Annotated in this window: 25 protein-coding genes; 13 read left to right on the plus strand and 12 right to left on the minus strand. The window is 59.5% G+C overall.

Annotated elements, in window-relative coordinates; genetic code table 11:
* Window positions 1–243: 243 nt before the first annotated feature.
* The 4 genes from flgB to flgE are packed head-to-tail and all read left to right on the plus strand — an operon-like array spanning window position 244 to window position 3,205.
* Complete coding sequence (flgB, locus tag FPT12_RS22900) at window positions 244–651, plus strand: flagellar basal body rod protein FlgB (RefSeq protein WP_123580157.1); 408 nt, start codon at window positions 244–246, stop codon at window positions 649–651.
* A gap of 3 nt (window positions 652–654) precedes the next feature.
* On the plus strand, window positions 655–1,098 hold the full coding sequence (gene flgC, locus FPT12_RS22905; RefSeq protein ID WP_054593596.1) for a flagellar basal body rod protein FlgC: 444 nt from the start codon (window positions 655–657) through the stop codon (window positions 1,096–1,098).
* A 15-nt stretch (window positions 1,099–1,113) separates the two neighbouring features.
* On the plus strand, window positions 1,114–1,842 hold the full coding sequence (gene flgD / locus FPT12_RS22910) for a flagellar hook assembly protein FlgD (RefSeq protein WP_145020406.1): 729 nt from the start codon (window positions 1,114–1,116) through the stop codon (window positions 1,840–1,842).
* Window positions 1,843–1,873: 31 nt separating this feature from the next.
* Window positions 1,874–3,205 (plus strand): flagellar hook protein FlgE, encoded by a 1,332-nt coding sequence (gene flgE, locus FPT12_RS22915; RefSeq protein ID WP_145020409.1) that lies wholly within the window; start codon window positions 1,874–1,876, stop codon window positions 3,203–3,205.
* A 204-nt stretch (window positions 3,206–3,409) separates the two neighbouring features.
* Here the strand turns inward: flgE and FPT12_RS22920 are convergent, their stop codons facing one another.
* A complete protein-coding gene (locus FPT12_RS22920; RefSeq protein WP_145020411.1) occupies window positions 3,410–6,304 on the minus strand; it encodes a ribonucleoside-diphosphate reductase subunit alpha in 2,895 nt (964 codons plus the stop codon).
* A gap of 732 nt (window positions 6,305–7,036) precedes the next feature.
* Here FPT12_RS22920 and FPT12_RS22925 point away from each other — a divergent pair.
* A complete protein-coding gene (locus FPT12_RS22925) occupies window positions 7,037–7,762 on the plus strand; it encodes a response regulator (RefSeq protein ID WP_145020414.1) in 726 nt (241 codons plus the stop codon).
* Window positions 7,759–9,369 (plus strand): ATP-binding protein, encoded by a 1,611-nt coding sequence (locus FPT12_RS22930; RefSeq protein ID WP_145020416.1) that lies wholly within the window; start codon window positions 7,759–7,761, stop codon window positions 9,367–9,369. The genes FPT12_RS22925 and FPT12_RS22930 overlap by 4 nt, the downstream gene beginning before the upstream one ends.
* A 144-nt stretch (window positions 9,370–9,513) precedes the next feature.
* Here the strand turns inward: FPT12_RS22930 and FPT12_RS22935 are convergent, their stop codons facing one another.
* Together FPT12_RS22935 and FPT12_RS22940 are read right to left on the minus strand one after the other, a co-directional pair.
* Complete coding sequence (locus FPT12_RS22935; protein WP_145020420.1) at window positions 9,514–10,239, minus strand: 4'-phosphopantetheinyl transferase; 726 nt, start codon at window positions 10,237–10,239, stop codon at window positions 9,514–9,516.
* A gap of 183 nt (window positions 10,240–10,422) precedes the next feature.
* Window positions 10,423–11,214 carry a dienelactone hydrolase family protein gene (locus FPT12_RS22940; RefSeq protein WP_145020423.1) on the minus strand — a complete coding sequence of 264 codons (792 nt, stop codon included), beginning with the start codon at window positions 11,212–11,214 and terminating at the stop codon, window positions 10,423–10,425.
* Window positions 11,215–11,453: 239 nt separating this feature from the next.
* On the opposite strand from FPT12_RS22940, the gene FPT12_RS22945 reads away from it, so the two are divergent.
* Window positions 11,454–12,131, plus strand: coding sequence for a response regulator transcription factor (locus FPT12_RS22945; protein WP_145020426.1), 678 nt, complete (start codon window positions 11,454–11,456; stop codon window positions 12,129–12,131).
* Window positions 12,128–13,474, plus strand: coding sequence for an ATP-binding protein (locus FPT12_RS22950; protein ID WP_145020429.1), 1,347 nt, complete (start codon window positions 12,128–12,130; stop codon window positions 13,472–13,474). The genes FPT12_RS22945 and FPT12_RS22950 overlap by 4 nt, the downstream gene beginning before the upstream one ends.
* Window positions 13,475–13,632: 158 nt before the next feature.
* On the opposite strand, the gene FPT12_RS22960 is transcribed toward FPT12_RS22950, so the two are convergent.
* Window positions 13,633–14,631: an AraC family transcriptional regulator gene (locus FPT12_RS22960; RefSeq protein ID WP_145020435.1), complete on the minus strand. Its 999-nt coding sequence runs from the start codon at window positions 14,629–14,631 to the stop codon at window positions 13,633–13,635.
* A 335-nt stretch (window positions 14,632–14,966) separates the two neighbouring features.
* Between FPT12_RS22960 and FPT12_RS22965 the strand changes: the two genes are divergently transcribed.
* Both FPT12_RS22965 and FPT12_RS22970 read left to right on the plus strand, forming a co-directional pair.
* Complete coding sequence (locus tag FPT12_RS22965) at window positions 14,967–16,301, plus strand: dicarboxylate/amino acid:cation symporter (RefSeq protein WP_145020438.1); 1,335 nt, start codon at window positions 14,967–14,969, stop codon at window positions 16,299–16,301.
* Window positions 16,302–16,446: 145 nt separating this feature from the next.
* Complete coding sequence (locus FPT12_RS22970; RefSeq protein WP_145020441.1) at window positions 16,447–17,628, plus strand: CaiB/BaiF CoA-transferase family protein; 1,182 nt, start codon at window positions 16,447–16,449, stop codon at window positions 17,626–17,628.
* Window positions 17,629–17,663: 35 nt separating this feature from the next.
* On the opposite strand, the gene FPT12_RS22975 is transcribed toward FPT12_RS22970, so the two are convergent.
* Together FPT12_RS22975 and FPT12_RS22980 are read right to left on the minus strand one after the other, a co-directional pair.
* A complete protein-coding gene (locus FPT12_RS22975; protein WP_145020444.1) occupies window positions 17,664–18,158 on the minus strand; it encodes a SprT family zinc-dependent metalloprotease in 495 nt (164 codons plus the stop codon).
* A 185-nt stretch (window positions 18,159–18,343) separates the two neighbouring features.
* Entirely contained in the window at window positions 18,344–18,946 is a 603-nt protein-coding gene (locus FPT12_RS22980; RefSeq protein WP_145020447.1) for a Yip1 family protein, read from the minus strand.
* A gap of 311 nt (window positions 18,947–19,257) precedes the next feature.
* Here FPT12_RS22980 and ttcA point away from each other — a divergent pair, with 311 nt between their 5' ends.
* Entirely contained in the window at window positions 19,258–20,082 is an 825-nt protein-coding gene (gene ttcA / locus FPT12_RS22985) for a tRNA 2-thiocytidine(32) synthetase TtcA (protein WP_145020450.1), read from the plus strand.
* Window positions 20,083–20,223: 141 nt separating this feature from the next.
* Window positions 20,224–20,895 carry a DNA-3-methyladenine glycosylase I gene (locus FPT12_RS22995; protein WP_145020456.1) on the plus strand — a complete coding sequence of 224 codons (672 nt, stop codon included), beginning with the start codon at window positions 20,224–20,226 and terminating at the stop codon, window positions 20,893–20,895.
* 41 nt (window positions 20,896–20,936) lie between these two features.
* On the opposite strand, the gene FPT12_RS23000 is transcribed toward FPT12_RS22995, so the two are convergent.
* From FPT12_RS23000 to arsC, 3 genes are read right to left on the minus strand one after another with little or no spacing between them, the layout of a single operon-like run.
* Window positions 20,937–21,356, minus strand: a complete 420-nt coding sequence (locus FPT12_RS23000; protein ID WP_145020459.1) for a DUF2069 domain-containing protein — start codon at window positions 21,354–21,356, stop codon at window positions 20,937–20,939.
* 1 nt (window position 21,357) lies between these two features.
* A complete protein-coding gene (wrbA, locus tag FPT12_RS23005) occupies window positions 21,358–21,954 on the minus strand; it encodes an NAD(P)H:quinone oxidoreductase (protein ID WP_145020462.1) in 597 nt (198 codons plus the stop codon).
* Entirely contained in the window at window positions 21,951–22,304 is a 354-nt protein-coding gene (gene arsC / locus FPT12_RS23010; protein ID WP_145020465.1) for an arsenate reductase (glutaredoxin), read from the minus strand. The genes wrbA and arsC overlap by 4 nt, the downstream gene beginning before the upstream one ends.
* A 116-nt stretch (window positions 22,305–22,420) precedes the next feature.
* Here arsC and FPT12_RS23015 point away from each other — a divergent pair, with 116 nt between their 5' ends.
* Complete coding sequence (locus FPT12_RS23015) at window positions 22,421–22,885, plus strand: TlpA disulfide reductase family protein (protein ID WP_145020468.1); 465 nt, start codon at window positions 22,421–22,423, stop codon at window positions 22,883–22,885.
* Window positions 22,886–22,942: 57 nt separating this feature from the next.
* On the opposite strand, the gene FPT12_RS23020 is transcribed toward FPT12_RS23015, so the two are convergent.
* From FPT12_RS23020 to FPT12_RS23030, 3 genes are all read right to left on the minus strand, one after another.
* On the minus strand, window positions 22,943–23,347 hold the full coding sequence (locus FPT12_RS23020) for an META domain-containing protein (RefSeq protein ID WP_145020471.1): 405 nt from the start codon (window positions 23,345–23,347) through the stop codon (window positions 22,943–22,945).
* Complete coding sequence (locus FPT12_RS23025; protein WP_145020474.1) at window positions 23,347–23,781, minus strand: hypothetical protein; 435 nt, start codon at window positions 23,779–23,781, stop codon at window positions 23,347–23,349. The genes FPT12_RS23020 and FPT12_RS23025 overlap by 1 nt, the downstream gene beginning before the upstream one ends.
* Before the next feature lie 81 nt (window positions 23,782–23,862).
* Complete coding sequence (locus FPT12_RS23030) at window positions 23,863–24,852, minus strand: 2-hydroxyacid dehydrogenase (RefSeq protein ID WP_145020477.1); 990 nt, start codon at window positions 24,850–24,852, stop codon at window positions 23,863–23,865.
* Window positions 24,853–24,913 lie beyond the last annotated feature (61 nt).

Below are 24,913 nucleotides of genomic sequence, written 5' to 3' on the forward strand. Positions count from 1 at the left end.
ACCCGCATGCCGGGTGGTGTGGCAGGGGAACGGCAAGGCCGTCCCCTATGCCGATTTTCTTTGTAGGAGCTTTGGGGGACACAGGCGGCAGAAAAGCGGCAGGCGCCGGAAATCCGTTGCCGCTTTTCTGGCATTGCCGCTTTGCCGTTGCCCGCAAAGCCCCGGTTTATGGGGTTTAAGAAGCTGGCACGGGGCTTGCTACAACCCTGTTACGAAAAATCAGGTCACCCAAAGGTTTCCGATATGAGCATCAGCTTCGATAAAGCGCTCGGTATCCACGAACAAGCCCTGGGCTTCCGCGCTCAGCGTGCCGAAGTCCTGGCCAACAACATTGCCAACGCCGATACCCCGAACTACAAGGCTCGGGATCTGGATTTCTCGTCGGTGCTGGCCGCCCAGAACGACAAGAACAAGAACGGCACCTTTGCTTTGAACATGACCAATAGCCGTCATATCGAAGCCCAGGGTATGAGCAGTGGTGAGGAGTCGTTGCTGTATCGCACGCCGATGCAACCGTCGATTGACCAAAACACCGTGGACGCCCAACTGGAACAGTCGAACTACGCGGAAAACGCGGTCAACTTCCAGGCCAGCTTCACGCTGCTCAACAGCAAATTCAAAGGGCTGGTATCAGCCCTGCGCGGGGAGTAATCCATGTCTCTGTCCAGTGTATTCAACATTGCCGGTAGCGGCATGAGTGCTCAAACCACTCGCTTGAACACCGTCGCCAGTAACATCGCCAACGCCGAGACCGTCTCTTCGAGCATCGATCAGACCTACCGTGCCCGTCACCCGGTGTTTGCCACCATGTTCCAGGGCGGTCAGTCCGGTGGCAGCAATTCGCTGTTCCAGAATCAGGATGCCGCGGGGCAGGGCGTGCAGGTACTCGGCGTAGTCGAAGATCAAAGCAACCTCGAAGCACGCTACGAGCCGAACCATCCAGCGGCTGACGCCAAGGGCTACGTGTATTACCCCAACGTCAACGTGGTGGAGGAAATGGCCGACATGATTTCCGCCAGTCGTTCGTTCCAGACCAACGCGGAAATGATGAACACCGCCAAAACCATGATGCAGAAGGTCCTGACCCTCGGTCAGTGATAAGGGGCGACTTCAATGAGTGTTACCGATACCACCAGCAGCCTGAGCATGACCGATCTGCTGGCCAACTCTTCGGTCAAGAGCACCGGTACGGCCGCGAATGGCCTTGCCGCAGCAACCAGCAGCGCGACCGGCAACCAGTCGTTGGGCAAGGACGCGTTCCTGCAATTGCTGGTGACTCAGCTGAAGAACCAGGACCCGCTTTCGCCACAGGACAACGGCGCATTCGTGGCTCAACTGGCGCAGTTCAGCAGTCTTGAGGGGATCACGTCCCTCAATACGACTGTGAGTTCCATGGCCAGTAATTTCAGTTCTTCCCAGGCCTTGCAGGCTTCTTCGCTGGTTGGCCGTTCGGTCATTGCGCAAACCAGCACCGCCCAGATCAGCGACCCGAGCAAGGGCCTGACCGGTACGGTGAACCTGACATCGTCCATTGCCGATGGCACGGTGACTATTAGCGATACCAGCGGAAAGGTTGTGAGAACCCTTAACCTGGGCAACCAGCCTGCCGGCAGCGCCAGCTTCACGTGGGACGGCAACGACAGTAGCGGCGCCGCAGTCGCTGCGGGCACATACACCTTCAAGGCCAGTGCGCCGATCAACGGCACGGCGACAGACCTGGCCACTTACCTGCCAGCAACGGTCAACAGCGTGACCCTGAGTCAAACCGGCGGCGAGTTGACGCTTAATCTTGCAGGTCTGGGCCCCATCGGCCTGTCCAAAGTTCAAACCATTGGTCTATAGAGCCGACTAATACGGCATAAAGGAGTGGAATATGTCTTTCAATATCGGCCTTAGCGGTCTCTATGCAGCCAACAAACAACTGGACGTAACCGGCAACAACATTGCCAACGTCGCGACCACCGGCTTTAAGTCTTCGCGCGCCGAGTTCGCCGATGTCTACTCGGCAACCAAGCTGGGCAGCGGTAGTAAAGTCGTCGGCAGCGGCGTCAGCCTGGCCAACGTATCCCAGCAGTTCACCCAGGGTGATATCAACAACACCGGCAACGTGCTGGACATGGGTATCAATGGCTCGGGTTTCTTCACCCTGAGCAATAACGGTTCGACGACCTACACCCGTGCCGGTACGTTCAAGGTCGACAAGGATGGTTTCATCACCAATACCAATCAAACTGCCCGTTTGCAGGGTTACGGTGTGGACGCCAATGGCAAGATCATCAACGGCGTATTGACCGACCTGAAGATCGACACCTCGAACCTGGCGCCAAAACCGACGTCGACCGTGTCCTCGACGATCAACCTGAACTCGACTGCTCCGGTGATTGACGACACGGTGGCCACCGGTACTCCATTCGACCCAAACACCCTCGCCACCTACACCAAATCGTTCAGTACGCCGATCTATGACAGCCAGGGCAACTCGCACGTCATGGATCAATACATGGTGAAGACCGGCGCTAACACGTGGAAGACCTACACCCTGGTAGACGGTCGCAACCCGGATGCCACCGGCAGCGACCCGAAAGTCACCGCCCCGATTGCTACGACCATCACGTTTGATACCGCTGGCAAACTGGTCTCGGTGGCAACACCGCCGGCGACGCCGGCGGCCCCTAACGCAACCAACACCGTGACGTTGGCCAACTGGGTGCCGGGTAAGGTCACCAACGGTGTGTGGGCGGCCAACGGCGCGGCACCAAGCGCTAGCGGCATGGTCATCTCGATGACCAACACCACGCAGTTCAACGCCGACTCCGCCCGCTCTATCCCGGCTCAGGATGGTTATGCTACCGGCCAGATCACCAACCTGACCATCGACGGCACCGGCACCCTGTTCGCCAACTTCAGCAACAACCAGAGCAAGGCCATCGGCCAGGTTGCACTGGCCAGCTTCACCAACGAACAAGGCCTGCAAGCCGTAGGTGGCACCAGCTGGAAAGAAACGTTCGCCTCGGGTATCCCTGGCTACGATGCTCCGGAAACCGGGTCCCTGGGTTCGATTCAGTCCAACTCCCTGGAAGAGTCCAACGTCAACCTGACCAACGAACTGGTCAACCTGATCAAGGCGCAGAGCAACTACCAGGCCAACGCCAAGACCATCTCCACCCAGAGCACCATCATGCAGACCATCATTCAGATGACCTGATGCTGGTTGGCGGGTAACGCTACACAAGGAGCCCCTCGCAAGAGGGGCTTTTTTTGTGGTCGGGATTTCTGCCAGCAACTGAAGTTCTGGTTGTCTGGGCCAGTACGGTCACTGCTTTCCTGGAAGCAAAAGAAAACCCCCGACCAGTCCAGAAGACTGATCGGGGGTTTCAGGCAAGCGCCTTGCGGCGTTTACCGGCTCAGCTTATTGGCAGGCTTCGCAATCCGGCTCGTCGATGGCGCAGGCCTTCGGTACTGGAGCGGGACCGGCTGGAGCTGCCAGGACCGAGTCGTCACCGTGGTTGCCGCCGCTGGAAACAGCGTTCAGCTTGCCGGTGTTGATGGTCGACTTCTCGGTGCTGGTCGCGGCCAGGGCACGGAGGTAGTAAGTGGTTTTCAGGCCACGGTACCACGCCATGCGGTAGGTCACGTCGAGCTTCTTGCCCGATGCGCCGGCGATGTACAGGTTCAGCGACTGAGCCTGGTCGATCCACTTCTGACGACGGCTGGCCGCGTCAACGATCCACTTGGTGTCGACTTCGAAGGCAGTCGCGTAGAGCTCTTTGAGTTCTTGCGGGATGCGTTCGATCTGCTGCACGGAACCGTCGTAGTACTTCAGGTCGTTGATCATGACCGAGTCCCACAGACCGCGCGCCTTGAGGTCGCGAACCAGGTACGGGTTGATCACGGTGAATTCGCCCGACAGGTTCGATTTCACGTAGAGGTTCTGGTAAGTCGGTTCGATCGACTGCGAGACGCCAGTGATGTTGGCGATGGTCGCGGTCGGTGCGATGGCCATGATGTTGGAGTTACGAATACCTTTTTGTACGCGAGCACGCACCGGTGCCCAGTCCAGGGTTTCGTTCAGGTCAACGTCGATGTACTTCTGGCCACGCTGATCGATCAGGATCTGTTGCGAATCCAGCGGCAGGATGCCTTTGGACCACAGCGAGCCCTGGAACGTCTCGTAAGCGCCACGCTCGTCAGCCAGGTCGCAGGAAGCCTGGATCGCGTAGTAGCTGACCGCTTCCATCGACTTGTCGGCGAACTCGACCGCAGCGTCGGAACCGTAAGGGATGTGCTGCAGGTACAAAGCGTCCTGGAAGCCCATGATGCCCAGACCGACCGGACGGTGCTTGAAGTTGGAGTTCTTCGCTTGTGGCACCGAGTAGTAGTTGATGTCGATCACGTTATCGAGCATGCGAACAGCGGTGTTCACGGTACGTTCCAGCTTGGCGGTGTCCAGCTTGCCGTTGACGATGTGGTTCGGCAGGTTGATCGAGCCCAGGTTGCAAACGGCGATCTCGTCCTTGTTGGTGTTCAAGGTGATCTCGGTGCACAGGTTCGAGCTGTGGACCACGCCAACGTGCTGCTGTGGGCTGCGCAGGTTGCATGGGTCTTTGAACGTCAGCCATGGGTGGCCGGTTTCAAACAGCATGGAAAGCATTTTGCGCCACAGGTCTTTGGCCTGGATGGTCTTGAACAGCTTGACCTTGCCCGGGTACTCGGTCAGGGCTTCGTAGTACTCGTAACGCTCTTCGAAGGCCTTGCCGGTCAGGTCGTGCAGGTCCGGAACTTCGGACGGCGAGAACAGGGTCCACTTGCCGTCATCGAAGACGCGCTTCATGAACAGGTCAGGGATCCAGTTGGCAGTGTTCATGTCGTGGGTACGACGACGGTCATCACCGGTGTTCTTGCGGAGTTCGATGAACTCCTCGATGTCCATGTGCCAGGTTTCCAGGTAAGCACAGACAGCGCCTTTGCGCTTGCCACCCTGGTTAACGGCGACAGCGGTGTCGTTCACTACTTTCAGGAACGGAACAACGCCCTGGGATTTGCCGTTGGTGCCCTTGATGTACGAACCCAATGCGCGAACCGGAGTCCAGTCGTTGCCCAGGCCGCCAGCGAATTTCGACAACATGGCGTTGTCGTGGATCGCGTGGTAGATGCCCGACAGGTCATCCGGCACGGTGGTCAGGTAGCAGCTGGACAGCTGAGGGCGCAGGGTGCCGGCGTTGAACAGAGTCGGGGTCGAGGACATGTAGTCGAAGGACGACAACAGGTTGTAGAACTCGATCGCACGGTCTTCCTTGTTCTTCTCTTCGATCGCCAGGCCCATGGCCACGCGCATGAAGAAGATCTGCGGCAGTTCGAAACGCACGCCATCCTTGTGGATGAAGTAACGGTCGTACAGGGTTTGCAGGCCCAAGTAGGTGAACTGCTGGTCGCGTTCGTGGTTGATCGCCTTGCCGAGTTTTTCCAGGTCGAAGGTCGCCAGGACCGGGTTCAGCAATTCGAATTCGATACCCTTGGCAACGTAGGCAGGCAAGGCCTTGGCGTACAGGTCGACCATTTCGTGGTGAGTTGCGCTTTCAGCAACTTCCAGGAAGCTCAGGCCTTCGGCACGCAGGGTGTCCATCAGCAGGCGCGCGGTCACGAACGAGTAGTTCGGCTCACGCTCGACCAGCGTACGAGCGGTCATTACCAGCGCGGTGTTGACGTCGGTCAGGGCCACGCCGTCGTAGAGGTTCTTCAGGGTTTCGCGCTGGATCAGGTCGCCGTCGACTTCTTCCAGACCTTCGCAGGCCTCGGTGACGATGGTGTTCAGGCGGCCCATGTCCAGAGGGGCAAACGTGCCGTCGGCACGGGTGATGCGGATCGACGGGTGAGCCTGCACCGCTTCCTCGGCAGGCGCGCGTACTGCGCGCTCTTTGGAGCGGGCGTCACGGTAGATCACGTAGTCACGAGCGACTTTCTGTTCGCCAGCACGCATCAGGGCCAGTTCAACCTGGTCCTGGATTTCTTCGATGTGGATGGTGCCGCCCGATGGCATGCGACGCTTGAAAGTCGCGGTGACTTGTTCGGTCAGGCGGGCAACGGTGTCGTGGATTCGCGACGAGGCAGCAGCAGTGCCGCCCTCAACTGCGAGAAACGCTTTGGTGATGGCGACGGTGATTTTGTCATCGGTGTAAGGAACGACAGTGCCGTTACGCTTGATCACGCGCAGTTGGCCTGGCGCGGTGGCGGACAGATCCGAATTCGAATCAGTGGCCATCGGCGCGGTGCCCTGCGGGTTCTCGCGAGTTGTGTCGGTTTGCATGGGTGTCTCCACGTTCTCTATGTTTGTTTGGGCACCATGAAGGCGCCCACCGTTCCGTCCTGAAGCACTACAACCGGCAAGCGCCGGGCATAACAACTTCGGGACAGTCAGGAAGGGGGCTGTCGAGCGCCGCTTCCTTGCCGAAGTCTTTGGTTTCAAGCCTGGGGCTGAAAACCGAATTCCGTTTGGGTGACAGTAATTGACTGCAACACCCGTACCGTTTTCGCCGTTGGCGGCTAAAAAACAGTCGCCATCCGCAGGTGCGGTTTGGGCTTCTGAAATTGTGTTTGGTTCAACCAGACAGAGGCAATAAAAGCGCTTGAATTTGGTGTCTGATTTGTGTTTGGTTTTTTGCGTAAACCCCTACATGTAGGGTTTTTTTTAGCGCGAGCTACAAGATAATGCGTTTTGGGGGGTGATTGCAACGTACTACCTGTGGATAAAGCTGTGCGTAAAATGTGTATGAAACTGTCAATCGGCGTGTAGGCCGCAACCCTGCTGGGGCGGACCGTTTGTCATGGAATTTTGCCCTGAAAAATAGCCTTGGGCGTATTTTTGAGGGCGCGAACCCTATCACAAAAAAACGCAGTTACCGAGCGCATTTGCCAGCTTGTGTTCTCAAGGGAAGGCATTGCTACAATCGGTCACTGCATACGCAGTCTTATCCACTCCAATCATTACAAAAAGACGAGTGGAGCCTTCCTTAAATAGTGTTCGGCAAAGAGGTCACCCATGGAGCAAGAAGCCTGGCAGGTATTGATTGTCGAGGATGACCAGCGCCTGGCCGAGTTGACCCGTGAGTACCTCGAAAGCCACGGTCTGCGGGTCACCCTCGAAGGCAATGGCGCGCTGGCGGCGGCGCGGATTATCGCCGAGCAACCGGACCTGGTGATCCTTGACCTGATGCTCCCCGGCGAAGACGGCCTGACGATTTGTCGCAAGGTTCGTGATCACTACGACGGACCGATCCTGATGCTCACGGCGCGCACTGACGACATGGACCAGATCCAGGGCCTGGACATGGGCGCCGATGACTATGTGTGCAAACCGGTGCGCCCGCGTTTGTTGCTGGCGCGTGTCCAGGCCTTGCTGCGACGTAGTGAAGCACCCGAGCCTGCGGCAGCAGAAAAACTCCGTCGCTTGCAGTTCGGCCCGCTGGTCGTCGACAACGCGCTGCGTGAGGCGTGGCTGCAGGGCACTGGCATCGAGTTGACCAGTGCCGAGTTCGATCTGCTCTGGCTGCTGGTGGCCAATGCCGGGCGGATTCTGTCCCGCGAGGAAATTTTCACAGCGCTGCGAGGCATCGGTTACGACGGTCAGGATCGTTCGATTGATGTGCGCATTTCGCGGATCCGGCCGAAGATCGGCGATGACCCGGACCATCCGCGACTGATCAAGACCATTCGCAGCAAGGGTTATCTGTTCGTTCCTGAAGCCTGTGTAGATCAGCCCTTGTGAATTCGATCTTCCTGCGCATTTATGGCGGCATGTGCGCCGCGCTGATTCTGGTGGCAGTGCTCGGCGTACTGGCCTTGCACCTGCTCAATCAGGTGCGCAGCGAGCAATACCGCGAGCGCCTGGCCCACGGCACGTTTTCCTTGATGGCCGACAACCTGCAACCGATGAAAGAGACCGAGCGTCATCGAGCGTTGCTGGTGTGGGAGCGTTTGCTGGGCATTCCCTTGAGCTTGCAGACATTCGCCCAGACCGATCTCGACCTGAGCCAGCGCACGCGGGTGCTGCACGGCCAGGCATTGGTGGAACAGACCGGCCCGCACGCAGCGAAGGTCTACCGCTTGGTCAGCGATAAAGAACAGTTGGTGCTGACGGGGGAAGTGCAACAGATCAGCGAGCAACTGGCGCGGGCGACCATTTACCTGTTGGCCGATGAGTTGGTGCGCTACCCGGTATCCGAGCAGCCCAAGCGCCTTGAGGCGCTGAAGAAGGACAAGGGCTTCGGCTTCGAGCTGCAACTGATTACGGTCGATCAGGCGGACATGGACGAGGACCAGAGCCGTCGGGTCTCTGAAGGCGACACGGTGATGGCGCTGGGCAAGGGCGGCGATTCGATCCGGGTGTTTGCCGGAATGGTCGGTACGCCCTGGGTGCTGGAAATCGGCCCGCTGTATCAGATGAACCCGTACCCGCCGGAGTGGCTGGTATTGATTGCTGCATTGGGCCTGAGCCTGATCGGGTTGATCGTTTATTTGCTGGTACGCCAGTTGGAGCGTCGCTTGAGAGGTCTGGAGTCGGCCGCCACGCGGATCGCCAAAGGCAGCCTGGAAACCCGCGTGCCGGCACGGGGTGCGGATTCGGTGGGGCGATTGGCGGCGGCGTTCAACGGCATGGCCGAGCACTTGCAGCAACTGCTGGCGATTCAGCGCGAACTGGTACGCGCGGTGTCCCATGAGCTACGCACGCCTGTGGCGCGGTTGCGTTTTGGGCTGGAGATGATCAGCACGGCGAGCACACCACAAGCGCGGGAGAAATACCTGGAGGGCATGGACCACGATATCCAGGACCTCGATGGCCTGGTGGACGAGATGCTCACGTATGCGCGGCTGGAGCAGGGTTCGCCAGCGTTGAACTTCCAGCGCGTCGACCTTGATGCCTTGGTCAATCAGGTGATCGGCGAACTGGCACCCTTACGCGCCAACGTGACGGTGCATCGCGGCCTGTGCCTGTCGGCTGCCGATTGCGATGGCGCCTGGGTCGAGGCTGAGCCGCGCTACCTGCATCGGGCGTTGCAGAATCTGGTGAGCAACGCGATGCGTCATGCCCAGTCCCAGGTGTCGATCAGTTACCAGGTGGGGCAGCAGCGTTGTCGCGTCGATGTCGAAGACGATGGGCCGGGCGTGCCGGAAAATGCCTGGGAAAAGATCTTCACGCCATTTTTGCGTCTGGATGACAGTCGTACCCGGGCGTCCGGTGGGCACGGCCTGGGGCTGTCCATCGTGCGCCGGATCGTTCACTGGCATGGCGGTCGGGCGTTGATCAGCAAGAGTAAAAGCCTGGGTGGCGCGTGTTTCAGTCTGAGCTGGCCCAGAAATCAGGAGAAGCCCTGAGATCTTTACCGTCTGTAAGGGCCTCATCGCGAGCAGGCTCGCTCCCACATTAAATCTGCGGTGAACACATCATTTGCGAACACTGGAGATCCAATGTGGGAGCGAGCCTGCTCGCGATGACGGCCGAACAGACACTGAAGACCCTCAGGCCTTGATGCTGACCAGGCTCAACAGTTGTCCATCGCGCACGCCAAATTGCGCATCCAGTTCTGTGCCGTAGTGCCATTCGCTGGAAAGGTCGGTCAACAAGCGCAGGCGCACATTCCCGCTGTCGGCCCATTCCAGCACTTCTGCATGTTCGAAATAGAAGCGCTTCTGCACGATGGGGTAGAGCGCCTTGAACAGGCTTTCCTTGACCGAGAAGGTCAGGGTCACCCACAGCGCCAGCTGATCTTGACGGCCCGCGGCCATGCGTTCGAGCTCGGGCGGGGTCAGAATCTCTGCGGCCAGACGCTCGGCACGTTCGGCGTTCAGCAGGTTTTCCAGGTCCATGCCCAGGCTGCGCCAATGCGTCTTGCGCGCAACAATAGCGGCGGCCCGACCGGTACTGTGGGTGATCGAACCACAGATATGCGCCGGCCACACGGGTGCGCGGTCCTCGCCAATCGCCGGAATGCAGTCCAGACCTTCCAGTTGCTGCAAGGCAGCCCGGGCGCACACCCTCCCGGCGAGAAACTCGGCCTGACGTTTGGCGACCGAGCGCTGGATACTGGGGGGCGGATCGATCGTGCTGCGCCGGAAGTCATCGAATACCAGCAATGACGGATCGAAACGAGTGCTGAGCAGCACCGTGTCGGGCAGCGCGTCAGGCAACGGCCAGTGGGCGTCGAGCGGCGTGCAGCAGGCGGGGAGAGCAGGGAGCGGATTCATCCCGGCATTTTGCCGGGTTGACCTGGCGCTGGGTAGCCCCGGTTAAACCTGTACACCGCTGATCGTTCCCACGGTCCCCGTGGGAATACCGCCCGGGATGCTCCGCGTCCCTTCGCCGATGTGACGCAGAGCGTCACAGGATGCATTCCCACGCAGAGCGTGGGAACGATCAGCGGAGGAGGGTCAGGCAAAGATTTTTTTGAAGAATGCCTTCATATCCGCCCACGAGCTTTCATCGGCGGCTTTGTTGTAGCCGATGTCCGGGCCGCCGTGATCGCCGTGGCTCAGGCGATCAGCATCCGGATTGCTGAAACCATGCTTGGCACCTTTCAGGCTGACGAACTTATAGTCGGCGCCAGCCTTGTCCATTTCGGTTTTGAACGCTGCCACTTGATCCGCGGTGACCATGCTGTCCAGAGCGCCGTGTTCTACCAGTAGCTTGGCCTTGACGCTGCCAGGCGTTGCCGGAGTGCTGGTTGCCAATGCGCCGTGAAAACTCACTACGCCCGCCAGCGGTGCCCCTTGGCGTGCCGCATCGAGAACGATCTTGCCGCCGAAGCAGTAGCCGATGGCTGCGAGTTTGTTCGGATCGGTCTGCGGTTGCTTCTTGAGCAAATCAAGCCCGGCATTGAAGCGAGCACTAGCCGTCGCACTATTTTTAAGCGCGGCTTCCATGAACGCCATGGCGTCATTCGGGTGCTCGGTGTTTTTGCCTTCGCCATACATATCGATCGCCAGTGCGCTATAGCCAAGCCCGGCGAGGTCACGCGCCCGGCGCTTGGCGTAGTCGTTGAGCCCCCAGAACTCATGGACCACCACCACGCCCGGACGAGCCCCCTGAATGCTGTCGTCATAGGCGTAGTAGCCGATCATTTCAGTCCCGTCGGCACTCTTGTAAGGAATCTCCTGAGTCTTGATTGCCGCTTGGCTGAGGCTGCTCAGGGCGAATAAAACGAGTGCGATCAATACGCGCATGGTTGATGCTCCTTTAAAAGACGTCCAGACAGCCTAGTCGATCCTGTTCAGTCCGAGTTCAGCGGGTTGTGGTTAACCTACAGTCACAACTGTGGTATCGGTTACTTCGTCAGGGTTGTCCGGGATGATGCAGCAGGTTTCGCCAAACACCTTGGTTGAACCAGGTTACCGTTACTGGCGTATTAGCAATCGAGGGGCGAGGTACCTGTGGAGATGTTGATTTTGCCTGGGAGAGCGATATGAAACTGCTGGTCGTCGAAGACGAAGCGCTGTTGCGTCATCACCTGCAAACCCGACTGACCGACAATGGCCATGTGGTCGAGGCTGTGGCCAATGCCGAAGAGGCCTTGTACCAGACCGGGCAATTCAACCATGACCTAGCGGTGATCGACCTCGGTCTGCCGGGCATGGGCGGGCTGGACCTGATTCGCCAACTGCGTGCGCAAGGCAAGACCTTTCCGATCCTGATCCTGACCGCGCGCGGCAACTGGCAGGACAAGGTCGAAGGCCTGGCCGCCGGTGCCGACGATTACGTGGTCAAGCCGTTCCAGTTCGAAGAGCTGGACGCGCGCCTGAACGCCTTGCTACGCCGTTCCAGCGGTTTTACCCAGTCAACCATCGTTGCCGGGCCACTGGTGCTCGACCTCAATCGCAAACAGGCGACCCTCGACGAGCAACCGCTGGCGTTGACCGCTTATGAGTATCGGATCCTCGAATACTTGATGCGTCATCACCAGCAGGTGGTCGCCAAGGACCGTTTGATGGAACAGCTCTATCCGGACGACGACGAACGTGATCCAAACGTGATCGAAGTACTGGTCGGCCGCCTGCGGCGCAAGCTGGAAGGGCCGACCGGCTTCAAGCCGATCGATACCGTGCGTGGTCTGGGCTACCTGTTCAACGAGCGCTGCCGGTGATTCGATCGCTCCGTCTGCGCCTGATGCTTGCCGCCACGACACTGGCGGTGCTGTTCATGCTGGCCTTGTTGCCGGCCATGCAGGGCGCGTTCAGCCTGGCGCTGCAGGATTCGATCAAGCAGCGCCTGGCCTCGGATGTCACCACACTGATATCTGCTGCGCGGCTTGAAAACAACCGATTAGTGATGCCCACGCAGTTACCGGATGAGCTCCTCAACCTCACCGACAGTCGCCTGTTGGGCTACATCTATGATCGCGACGGTCATCTGGTCTGGCGCTCGCGGGCGACTCATGACGAGGACATCAGTTACCGACCGCGTTACGACGGACACGGCGATCAATTCGCGCGGATTCGTGAGGCCAACGGCCAGGAATTCTTCGTCTATGACGTCGAGGTCAAGTTGCTCGGCGGTAAAAGTGCAGCGTTCAGCATCGTCGCGCTGCAGCCGGTGCGTGAATACGAGCAGACGCTCGACGGCCTGCGGGAAAATCTCTACCTGGGGTTTGGCGCCGCGTTGCTGGTGTTGCTGTCGCTGCTGTGGATCGGCCTGACTTGGGGCTTGCAGGCCTTGAAACGCTTGAGCCAGGAACTCGACCAGATCGAGAACGGTGCCCTTGAAAGCCTCAGCGAAGAACACCCCCGCGAATTGTTGCGCCTGACCGGCTCGCTGAACCGATTGCTGCGCAGCGAGCGTGAACAGCGCAGTCGCTACCGCGACTCTCTGGATGATCTGGCTCACAGCCTGAAAACCCCGTTGGCGGTGTTGCAAGGGGTCAGTGAAGACATGGCCCTACGGCCGGAAGATCGGGAGCAGGCGTGGGTGCTGCAATCGCAGATCGAGCGCATGAGCCAACAGATCAGCTATCAGTTGCAGCGCGCGAGCTTGCGCAAAAGCGGTCTGGTGCGTCACCAGGTGCGATTGCGGCCGGTGCTGCAAAGCCTTTGCGACACCCTGGACAAGGTCTATCGCGATAAGCAGGTACGGACCTCGTTCGACCTGCCGACCCCGTGCTACGTGCCGATCGAACAGGGCGCCTTGCTGGAAATGCTCGGTAACCTGCTGGAAAACGCCTATCGCCTGTGCCTGGGCGAAGTGCGCGTCAGCTTGCGGCAAACCGTGAGTGGTGTGGAACTGTGTATCGAAGATGACGGCCCGGGCGTGCCGCCGGATCAGCGTGCGCGGATTCTTCAGCGCGGTGAACGGCTGGACCGCCAGCACCCGGGGCAGGGCATCGGCCTTGCGGTGGTCAAGGACATCATCGAGAGCTACGGCGCACAGTTGACCCTGGGGGATTCAGCCCTGGGCGGCGCGGCATTCCGGATTCACTTTCCGGTGGCTTGAGGTAGTGGTCGGTGCTCCTTCGGGCCTCTTCGCGAGCAGGCTCGCTCCCACAGGGGATATGCTGCGAACTCATTATTTGTGAACACCTGAGATCAAATGTGGGAGCGAGCCTGCTCGCGAAGGGGCCAGTGGGCACATCAAAAAATCAGCCCTGAAACTCAATTCTCTTGGGCGCGATAGGCGCCTGGCGTCAACCCGGTCCACTTCTTGAACGCCCGGTGAAACGCCGACGGTTCGGAAAATCCCAGTTGTTCGGCGATCTGTTGCAAGGGCAGGTCGGCACGACTCAAGTGATAAATCGCGATGTCGCGGCGCAGTTGGTCCTTCAACTCCTGAAAACTCGAACCCTCTTCACGCAAGTGCCGACGCAAGGTCTGCGGGCTGATGTGCAGGTGTGCGGCAACCGCTTCCAGGTCTGGCCAGCACGCACTGTCGCGGCTGAGCAGGCGGCGTAACTGGCTGCTGAGGCTATCGCCGTCATCCGGGCGCGATAGCAGATCGGCGGGCGAACGTTCGAGGAAATGCTTGAGGGTACGTTCATCCTGCAACAACGGCATGTGCAGGTAACGGCTGTGGAACAACAGGCTGCTTTGCTCGGCCGAAAACACCATCGGGCAGGGAAACAACAGGTCGTACTCGGCAGCGTGCTCGGGTTTCGGGTAGCTGAAACAGGCCTGTTCCAGGCGAATGCGCTGACCGATCAGCCAACTGCCCAGTCGATGCCAGATCACCAGCTGACATTCGCTGAAAAAGTGATCCGGGTCCCACAGCTGAGCATCATCCAGGCTCAAACGCACCATTTCACCTTCGCGGGTCAGGGTCAGGCGCGGAGCGTCGGGGAATAGGCTATAAAATAATAAGCCGCGACTGAGTGCTTTCTCGAGCGTGCGGCAGTGAATCAAGGCATGGCACATCATGGCGAAGGTGCCGCGTTTGCTTGGGCCGAGGGCAAAGCCCAGGTATTCGTCATCCAGCGCTTGCCAGAGCCCTTGCAGCAGGCTGGTGAACTGTTCGGGCGCGATCCTGGCGCGAGGTTCGTCGAGCAATTCGACGCTGATCCCCAGCTGTTGCAACAGACCCGAATAGTCATAGCCGCGTCGGCGTGCGCCACCGAGGGCCGCACGAGCAAAATGACTGGCGATGGTGTGTTCGCGCATGGGGTCTGGTCCGTCCATTGAGTGGCGGATCTTAGCTACGGTCTCGTGGCCGGACAAGGCGGATATCCGCCAAATTTCAGGACGAGAGCCGGTTGGTGGGCGGAAATCCGCCACCCCGGTCGGGTGGTCAAGGGATGAAGGAACCCCGGCAACCCTGATGGCAAAAGGCTTTTGGACGATTTTGGCAAGGTGGCACGGGCTTTGCGATAAGGGCGAGAGGTCTGCCAGCGCGCAGCTCGACAAAACAAATCCCTCCGGTGCAGGAGGGTTCGCACTTTAGGTGTCGCCTGCCTCAGATGATTGATTGCAGCGCGGTGCTCTTGAGGAACTTTGCAATGACGACTCGTCAGCCACTGTACAAATCCCTGTATTTCCAGGTGATCGTTGCCATCGCTATCGGCATCCTGCTCGGTCACTACTACCCGCAGACCGCCGTGGCGCTCAAGCCACTGGGTGACGGGTTCATCAAACTGATCAAAATGGTCATTGCGCCAATCATCTTCTGCACCGTCGTCAGCGGTATCGCGGGCATGCAGAACATGAAATCGGTCGGCAAGACCGGCGGTTACGCGCTGCTATACTTCGAAATCGTTTCGACCATCGCATTGCTGGTGGGTCTGGCAGTGGTCAACATCGTGCAGCCAGGTAACGGCATGCACATCGATGCCAGCACACTGGACGCCTCCAAGGTTGCGGCCTATGTCGCGGCCGGTGCCGATCAAAGCGTCGTTGGCTTCATACTGAACATCATCCCGGCCACCATCGTCGGCGCGTTCGCCAACGGCGATATCCTGCAAGTGCTGATGTTCTCGGTAATCTTCGGTTTCGCCCTGCATCGCCTGGGTGCCTATGGCAAGCCGATCCTGGACTTCATCGATCGCTTCGCCCACGTGATGTTCAACATCATCAACATGATCATGAAGCTCGCGCCAATCGGTGCCCTGGGCGCCATGGCCTTCACCATCGGTGCCTACGGTGTGGGTTCGCTGGTGCAACTGGGTCAGTTGATGGCGTGCTTCTACATCACGTGCGTGGTGTTCATTCTGGTCGTGCTGGGCGGCATCGCGCGCGCTCACGGTTTCAGCGTGCTGAAAGTGATTCGCTACATCCGTGAAGAGCTGCTGATCGTGCTGGGTACTTCCTCTTCGGAATCGGTACTGCCACGCATGCTGATCAAAATGGAGCGCCTGGGCGCGAAGAAATCCGTTGTGGGTCTGGTGATCCCGACCGGTTACTCGTTCAACCTCGACGGTACTGCCATCTACCTGACCATGGCCGCGGTGTTCATCGCTCAGGCGACCGACACCCACATGGACATCACGCACCAGATCACCTTGTTGATCGTGCTGCTGCTGTCCTCCAAAGGTGCTGCCGGTGTGACCGGTAGCGGCTTCATCGTGCTGGCCGCCACCCTGTCTGCGGTCGGTCACCTGCCGGTTGCCGGCCTGGCGCTGATCCTCGGGATCGACCGTTTCATGTCCGAAGCCCGCGCCCTGACCAACCTGGTGGGTAACGCGGTTGCGACTCTGGTCGTGGCCAAGTGGGTCAAGGAGCTGGATGTCGACCAGATGCACACGGAACTGGCTTCCGGTGGTCGTGCAATCACCAACACCTATGGAGAAGACGATCTGCCAGTGGCTGAAAACCCAAACCCGACTCCGGTGAAGTAATTCATCGAGTTGATGAAAAGCCCGCTTCGGCGGGTTTTTTATTGCCGCAGGTTTGAGCGCAAAGGTCAGTCCGGCTGATGGTTACGGTGATTGCTGCCAGGTCATCGGCTGCCTAGGCTTTATGTATCGCTTAGGGAGAACGCACATGCACGGGCCATTGGCATCACTCAAGGTTCTGGATTTTTCGACGCTGTTGCCGGGGCCGTTTGCCTCGTTGTTGCTGGCGGACATGGGCGCCGAGGTGCTGCGCATTGAGTCGCCGAACCGGATGGACCTGGTGCGGGTTTTACCGCCCCACGATCAGGGTACTTCTGCCAGTCACGCCTACCTCAATCGCAACAAGCGCAGCCTGGCGCTGGACCTCAAGCAGCCAGCAGCGCTGGAGGTGGTCAAGCAATTGCTGCAAGACCACGACATCCTCCTCGAGCAGTTTCGCCCGGGTGTGATGGAGCGTCTGGGGCTGGGGTACGAGGCCCTGAAGGCGATCAATCCGCGGCTGATTTACGTCTCGATCACCGGTTACGGCCAGACGGGCCCCTACAAGGACCGCGCCGGTCACGACATCAACTATCTGTCACTGGCCGGCGTGTCCAGCTACACAGGGCACGAGGATAGCGGGCCGCTGCCGTTGGGCATTCAGGTCGCGGACATTGCCGGTGGTTCGCTGCACGGGGTGATCGGCCTGCTGGCGGCGGTGATAGCCCGTCAGCACAGTGGCCAGGGGCAACACCTGGACGTGAGCATGACCGACTGCGCATTCAGCCTGAACGCCATGGCCGGCGCGGGTTATCTGGCTTGCGGTGTGATGCCGGGGCGCGAAGATCAGGTGCTCAATGGTGGCAGCTTCTATGACTATTACCGCACTCGCGATGGTCGCTGGATGTCGGTCGGCAGCCTGGAACCGGATTTCATGCAGCAGCTGTGCACGGCGCTGGGTCAGCCGGAGCTGGCGGTACTGGGGCTGTCGCCGGTCCACGAGCAGCAAAAGGCGCTCAAGCTGGCGTTTCAGATCGAATTCGAAAAACATGACTTTGCCGAGCTCTGCACGCTGTTTGCCGGGCTCGATGCTTGCGTTGAGCCAGTGCTGAGCCTGGCCGAAGCGGTCGAGCATCCGCAGTTGAAAGCTCGGGTTCTGGTCACCCGGGTGCCATGCAACGACGGCACCACGCAGGCGCAAATGGCTTGTCCATTGAAGTTTTCAGAAGGCTTGCCCGAGCCACGACATATCGGCGCGGCGTTGGGCGAGCATACCGATCAGGTGTTGGGTGAGTTGGGGTATAGCGCTGAACAAATCGAGACATTGCGTACAGCGAAGGTAGTGGTGTGATCGTTCCCACGCGGAGCATGGGGACGATCATATGGTCATTCGACCCGCGACTCACCGGTAAACACCAGCGTCTGCCGGCAACGCCGACACAAATACCGTCGCCCTTGTCGCACCAGGCTATGGCGCTGGGCCGAGAACGGGAAATCGCTGTTGGCGCAGGGACAGCGGTAGATGTAGCGGGTCACGCTGCGACGTTTGATAGCGTAGGTGTGGCAGCGATTGGGCGGCAGTTCGTACACCCCGAGCATGATCAATTGCCATTCTTCGCCATGCGGCTGTATGCGGTCGCCGAACAGTTGATGGGCGATCAGGTGCGCGACTTCGTGAGCCACGGTCTGTTTGAGGAAGTCTTCGGCGTTTTCCCGGTACAGCTGCGGATTGAAGCGCAGCAGATTTTCATGCAGGTGCGCTACGCCGGCCTTCTGGCCACGTAACTTGAGGCTGACCACCGGGCGTTTGAAGGAGCGTTTGAAAAAGGATTCGGCTTGTTGGAAACAGTCTTCGACGCGGGAATTGAGTTGCTCGGGCATGCTTGGCGGATCTCCAGAGGCGTCGAGTATGCTGCAAACCGCGCTCATTGCGAATCGCCCAGGCGCCGAATGGTCGTCGTGCAATAGAGAAGGCCGCCTTGCGGCGGCCTGTGTTGGCAGATCCCTGTTTGTTTTGTAGGCAGCGTCCTTCGCCCGCTTCATCTGCTCGTTGTAAGTTGCCCGTGCTAGTTGGTATAGACCGGGCCGACGCCCAGTCCCCAGACAATCACGGTGAATGCCATGATCGCAACCAGCACCACCAGCCCTACGGCGAGCACTGAACTCGAGAACAGAAAACCTTCATCCGACGGAATGTTCATGAAAGTCGGCAGCCCCACATACAGCAGGTACACGGTGTAGCAGATGGCCGCGGTGCCGACGACCATGCCCAGCCACATATGTGGGTACAACGCTGCCAGACCGCCGATGAACAGTGGCGTGGCGGTGTAGGTGGCAAACGCGATACAGCGCGCCAGGCTCGGGCTGGCGTCATACGTGCGAGCCATCCAGTGAATGAACGCGCCCATCACTGCGACCCCGCCGAGCATCGCCAGGTACGACATGATGGTCATCCAGAGCGCGCTTTCCTGGGTCAGCATGACCGGCGCGCGGCTACCGATGACCCAACCGACCTTGGTAGTGCCGATAAACGCCGAGATAGCCGGTATTGCCGCCAGAATCAGCGTGTGGGTGAGGTACATGTGGCTGATACTTTCCTCTTGGTCGCCACGGATTTCTTTCCATTCTTGATCAGGGTGGGTGAACAGCCCCACGACGTGATGGATCATAGTCAGTCACTCCTTCGTGATTGCTATCGCCCCCCAGCGGAGCGCCTACGGGCCAATGGCCAAGTCAGTAGAGGTCTGAATGCGTGCGACCTTATGTCGCAGTATAGAAAGTACTGGCTGCCACAGGTGGGGGGCTTTAGAGCAAATCGCGCTGTAAACCCTGGGGCTAATCGCATCGCCGCATGACAACGCATCATTTGTGGCCAGTCTCATTCCTGTGGCGAGGGGGGGTATCCGCTCGGCTCTTCGCCCCCGAAGCGTTTTTGCGTAAAATGTCGGCCTTTCGTCACACCTCGCGGATTTCAAGCGCCATGGGCACTCTTTCGGTCAACCAGAACAAACTGCAGAAACGTCTACGCCGACAGGCCGGTGAAGCCGTCGCCGATTACAACATGATCGAAGACGGCGACAAGGTCATGGTCTGCCTGTCCGGTGGCAAGGACAGCTACACCCTGCTCGACGTGCTGATGCACCTGCAGAAGGTGGCGCCGATCAAGTTCGAGATAGTCGCGGTGAATATGGACCAGAAACAGCCGGGTTTCCCTGAGCATGTGCTGCCGGCCTATCTGAAAGAGCTGGGCGTGGAATACCACATCGTCGAAAAAGACACCTACTCGGTGGTCAAGGAGCTGGTGCCGGAAGGCAAGACCACCTGCTCGCTGTGCTCGCGCCTGCGTCGCGGCACGCTCTACACCTTCGCCGACGAAATCGGCGCGACCAAAATGGCCCTCGGTCATCACCGCGACGACATCGTCGAGACGTTTTTCCTGAACATGTTCTACAACGGTTCGCTCAAGGCCATGCCGCCGAAGTTGCGTGCCGACGACGGCCGTAACGTAGTGATCCGCCCGCTGGCCTACTGCAACGAGAAAGACATTCAGGCCTACTCGGACTTCAAGCAGTTCCCGATCATCCCGTGCAACCTCTGCGGCTCCCAGGAAAACCTGCAACGTCAGGTGGTCAAGGAAATGCTTCAGGACTGGGAACGCAAGACGCCGGGCCGCACCGAAAGCATTTTCCGTGGTTTGCAGAATGTCATTCCGTCGCAGTTGGCGGACCGTAACCTGTTCGACTTCACCAACCTGCGTATCGACGAAACCGCTGCGTCGCGTTTCGTCAACGTCGTCAACCTCTGAACAAAATGTGGGAGCGAGCTTGCTCGCGATAGCGTCCTGTCAGTCGACAACGATACCGGCTGACACACCGCCATCGCGAGCAAGCTCGCTCCCACAGATTCTTATGGCAGGCCGTTTTCAATTCAATCCTCAGGAGAGGGCATGCGCGATTACAAGTGGCTGCACGAATACTGTCTGAACCGTTTTGGTTCGGCAGCCGAACTGGAAGCCCATCTGCCCGTACCCAAGACCCCGGCACAACTGCGCAAGATCAGCGATGACCGCTACCTGTCGACCCTGGCGTTGCGGGTGTTTCGCGCCGGCCTCAAGCACAGCCTGGTGGACGCCAAATGGCCGGCATTCGAAGAAGTGTTCTTCGGGTTCGACCCGGAAAAGGTCGTGCTGATGGGCGCCGAGCACCTTGAGCGACTGATGCAGGAAGCGCGGATCATCCGCCACCTGGGCAAGCTCAAGAGTGTGCCGCGCAACGCGCAGTTCATCCTGGACGTGGCGAAAGAGAAGGGCAGCTTCGGCGAATTGATCGCCGCGTGGCCGGTGACCGACATCGTTGGCCTGTGGAAATACCTGGCCAAGCACGGTCATCAGTTGGGCGGGTTGTCGGCACCGCGGTTTCTGCGGATGGTCGGCAAGGACACCTTCGTGCCGAGCTATGACGTGGTCGCGGCGTTGAATGCGCAGCAGATTATCGACAAGGTGCCGACCAGCCTGCGCGATTTGGCGATGGTGCAGAACGCTTTCAACCAGTGGCACGCCGAGAGTGGCCGGCCGATGTGTCAGATTTCGATGATGCTGGCTTACACCGTCAATCATTAGCGTGGATTATTATTCCCACGCAGAGCGTGGGAACGATCTGATCAGGCCAGTTGACCTTCGCCGGCCAGCTTACGGTTCAACTGAAACCGCCAGCGCACATACAGCAGCGCCGAACAGAACACCGCCAGGCTCGCGGCCATTTCCAGCAGGCCAAACACCTGCCGATTCGGGTCGAACGCGGCAGTCGCGCCCTTGATGAAATACAGGTTCACCACAAAGCACATCCATGAATGCCCGCGCGGGCTGCCGCAGAGCATGCCCGGTGCCAGCACCAACAAGGGCACCAGCTCAATCAGCAGGATGACCCACGGCCGCGCACCATGCAGGTCGGCGATCATCAGGTAATAGGCGCAGAGCAATCCCGCCAGGCCGAAGTAGCACAGCAGGCTGATGACACGCATCGCCCGAACTCGCGGTTCGAGCCAATCGATGGAGGGCAGAACCTTCGGCTTTTTGGCCACGTTAGTGCTCCAGTTTCAGGGCGGTTTTCGCCAAACGCAGACCCAGAGCCCGGCACAAGGCGACTTCATGCTCGTTCAAGCCGCTTTTGCCGTCAGCGCCGGCATGATGGCTGGCGCCGTAAGGCGTGCCGCCACCGCGGGTTTCGAGCAATGCCGATTCGCTGTAGGGCAAGCCGGTGATCAGCATGCCGTGGTGCAGCAATGGCAACATCATCGACAGCAGGGTGGTTTCCTGGCCACCGTGCAGGCTGGCTGTCGAGGTGAAGACCCCGGCCGGTTTGCCCACCAGTGCGCCGGTCAGCCACAGGTTGCTGGTGCCGTCGAGGAAGTACTTCAGCGGCGCCGCCATGTTGCCGAAGCGGGTCGGGCTGCCAAGGGCCAGGCCTGCGCAGTTTTTCAGGTCGTCGAGGCTGGCGTACAGCGCACCTTCGTCGGGAATGTCCGGCGACACCGCCTCGCATTCGCTGGAGATCGCCGGCACCGTGCGCAGGCGCGCTTCCATCCCGGCCTGTTCCACACCACGGGCAATCTGTCGGGCCATTTCATTGGTCGAGCCACTGCGGCTGTAATACAGAACCAGAATGTACGGCGTACTCACGGCAGGATCTCCAGCACGTTCTCTGGCGGACGGCCGATGATGGCCTTGTCGCCGACTTCGAAAATCGGTCGCTCCATGAGTTTCGGATGCTCGGCGATGGCGGCGATCAATTGCGCTTCGCTCAGGCTGCTGTCGGCCAGGTTCAGGGTTTTGTATTCGTCTTCGCCGGTGCGCAGCAAGTGGCGGGCGCTGATGCCGAGTTTGCCCAGCAGGCTTTGCAGCTGCGCGGCGTTCAGCGGGGTTTCCAGGTAGCGGACCACGGTTGGCGTCAGGCCACGGGCTTCCAGCAGTTCCAGCGCACCGCGGGATTTCGAGCAGCGCGGGTTGTGATAAAGCGTCAGATCGGTCATGTGCGGTTCGCATCTTGCGTAAGGTGGCGGCTATTCTACCTGTGCAGCGAGCAGTCCTGAACCTTGGGAGGCGATGGGTCGCAGCAGAACCTGTTTTTTTGAGTAAGGATGACCTCATGACAAGGCGACTGACAGCAGCATTGGCCCTCTTCGCAACCTTGCTGCTTGGCGGCTGTGGCTATGACTACGGCACTGATCAACTGGGACAGAAAGTGGCGTCCGAGCGGTTGGATGGCCGATGGTTTGTGCTTAATTACTGGGCCGAGTGGTGTAGCCCGTGCCGTACCGAGATTGCGCAATTGAACGTTTTGGCTGAACAGCTCAAAGGTCAGAAGATCGGTGTGTTCGGGGTCAATTTCGACAATGTGCAGGGCGAAGAGCTCAAGAGCGCCAGTGAAACGCTCGGGATCACGTTCACTGTGCTGGCCCAGGATCCGGCCGACCGCTTCGAATTGCCACGCAGCGAGGCGCTGCCGGTGACCTACATCATCGATGACAAGGGCAAGGTGCGCGAACAGTTGATGGGTGAGCAGACGGCGGCGGGAGTGATGGCGAAGCTCAAGGCGTTGCAGGCGATGTGACGACTGCTGATGATCGTTCCCACGCGGGAGCGTGGGAACGATCAGCGTCGAGGTTAATCAGCCCTCTTCAAGCCACCAGCGCAGCGGCTTGCCTTCGGCTGGCCAGAAGCGTATTTGCTCGATCGGCGAGATGTCCCAGCGCTGCACGGTTTCCAGTGCTTGCAGGAAGCGCTTTTCCTGTTCCATCAAGGCCGGGGCGCACATTTTGCGAGTACTGCCGACTTTGCCGAAGCTCAGCTTGGCGCCGTCCAGCGTGTAGGGCGCGAACCAGTGGTTGCAGCCACCATTGCCATAAGCGCGACCGTCTTCACCCAAAGTGATGGTCAGGTGGCTGTAGTCGATCAGCGGGCGTTCACCGATCCACTCCAGCACATAGCTGCGATCCTGCTGCAGTTGCACCGGCTCAGCGGCGCAACCCAGCAGGCTGGCACCCGCCATCGCGGCCAGAACGAGGTGTTTCATTACACGGGCTCCTGGCATTTCGGGCACAGGTGCTTCTCGCTGGCGGTGGTCCAGCCCAGTTCGGCAATCCGTGCAGTGGCGGCCGGTTTTTCGGCCTTGTTGCCCAGCTTGGCGTCGACCGCGAACTCGAATTTCAGCTCCTTGGTGCAGCTGTCGCAATTCACTTGCCAATTATGGATCGCCAATTCGCCAAACACCGGACCACTGGCCACGGCAACCCACTGGCCCATGGGCTTGAGCAGGTGGCGAACGTTTTCAACGGTCAGGCGCATGGACAAGTCCTTGCTGCCCTTGAGGGTGACCAACAACACGTCATCGGCGCGGATCGAGCCGCCGTTGCCGGTGACTTGATAACGCCCCGGCGTCAGCGCGCGGCATTCGGTCAGGGTGTGTTGCGGGTTCATCAGGCTGTAGCGGAAATCGTGTTCGACCATGGGTCCTCCAAATATGCGCGATATGCTAGCACGCGAAAGAATCGGGCATGGTCCATGGTTGCGACCTTCGATCAGGCCAAATCAATTTTCGACCTGATTGTGCGGTGTGCCAGCGGCCCAATCGATGATGTTCTGCAAGGTGGTTGTGGCAATGGCGGCCAACGCTTCGTGGGTCAGGAAGGCCTGGTGCGCGGTGATGATCACATTGGGGAAGGTCAACAGCCGCGCCAACACGTCGTCTTGCAGCGGCAGGTCGGAGCGGTCCTCGAAGAACAGTTGGGCTTCTTCTTCATAGACATCCAGCCCCAAATACCCTAGCTGACCGCTTTTCAGTGCATCGATCAGCGCTGGTGTGTCCACCAGTCCGCCACGCCCGGTGTTGATCAGCATGGCGCCGGGTTGCAGATGCTCCAGCGACTGGCTGTTGATCAGGTGTTTGCTCTCGGCGGTCAGCGGGCAGTGCAGGCTGATGATCTGCGCTTCGGCCAACAGCTCCGGTAACGGCAGATAGCGGGCACCGAGGGCCTGGACGTGAGGATTAGGGGAAGGGTCATAGGCCAGCAGCTTGCAGCCAAACCCGGCCATGATTTTCGCGAAGACGGCGCCGATCTGGCCGGTGCCGACCACGCCGACGGTCTTGCCGAACAGATCGAAACCGGTCAGCCCGTGCAGGCTGAAATCGCCTTCGCGGGTTCGGTTGTAAGCGCGGTAGAGGCGGCGGTTCAGTGCCAGGATCAGCGCCACTGCGTGTTCGGCCACGGCGTGGGGCGAGTAGGCCGGCACGCGGACGATGCTTAAACCCAGGCGTTTCGCGCAAGCCAGGTCAACGTGGTTGTAACCGGCCGAGCGCAGGGCGATCAGGCGCGTGCCGCCAGCGGCCAGTTGTTCAAGCACCGGCGCGCTGAGGTCGTCATTGATAAAGGCGCAGACCACTTCATGCCGCTCGGCCAGCGCCGCTGTATCCAGACTCAGGCGCGCGGGCTGGAAGTGCAGCTCGATACCGGCGGGCACTTTGGCTGCGAGAAAGCTCTCGCGGTCGTATGTCTGGCTGCTGAAGAGAATCGTGCGCATGGCGTCATCCTTGTGCTTGAGTGCGTTTCATCGTTCCCACGCAGAGCGTGGGAACGATCAA

This window comes from Pseudomonas sp. H3(2019) (genome assembly GCF_007713465.1).
Taxonomy (GTDB): domain Bacteria; phylum Pseudomonadota; class Gammaproteobacteria; order Pseudomonadales; family Pseudomonadaceae; genus Aquipseudomonas.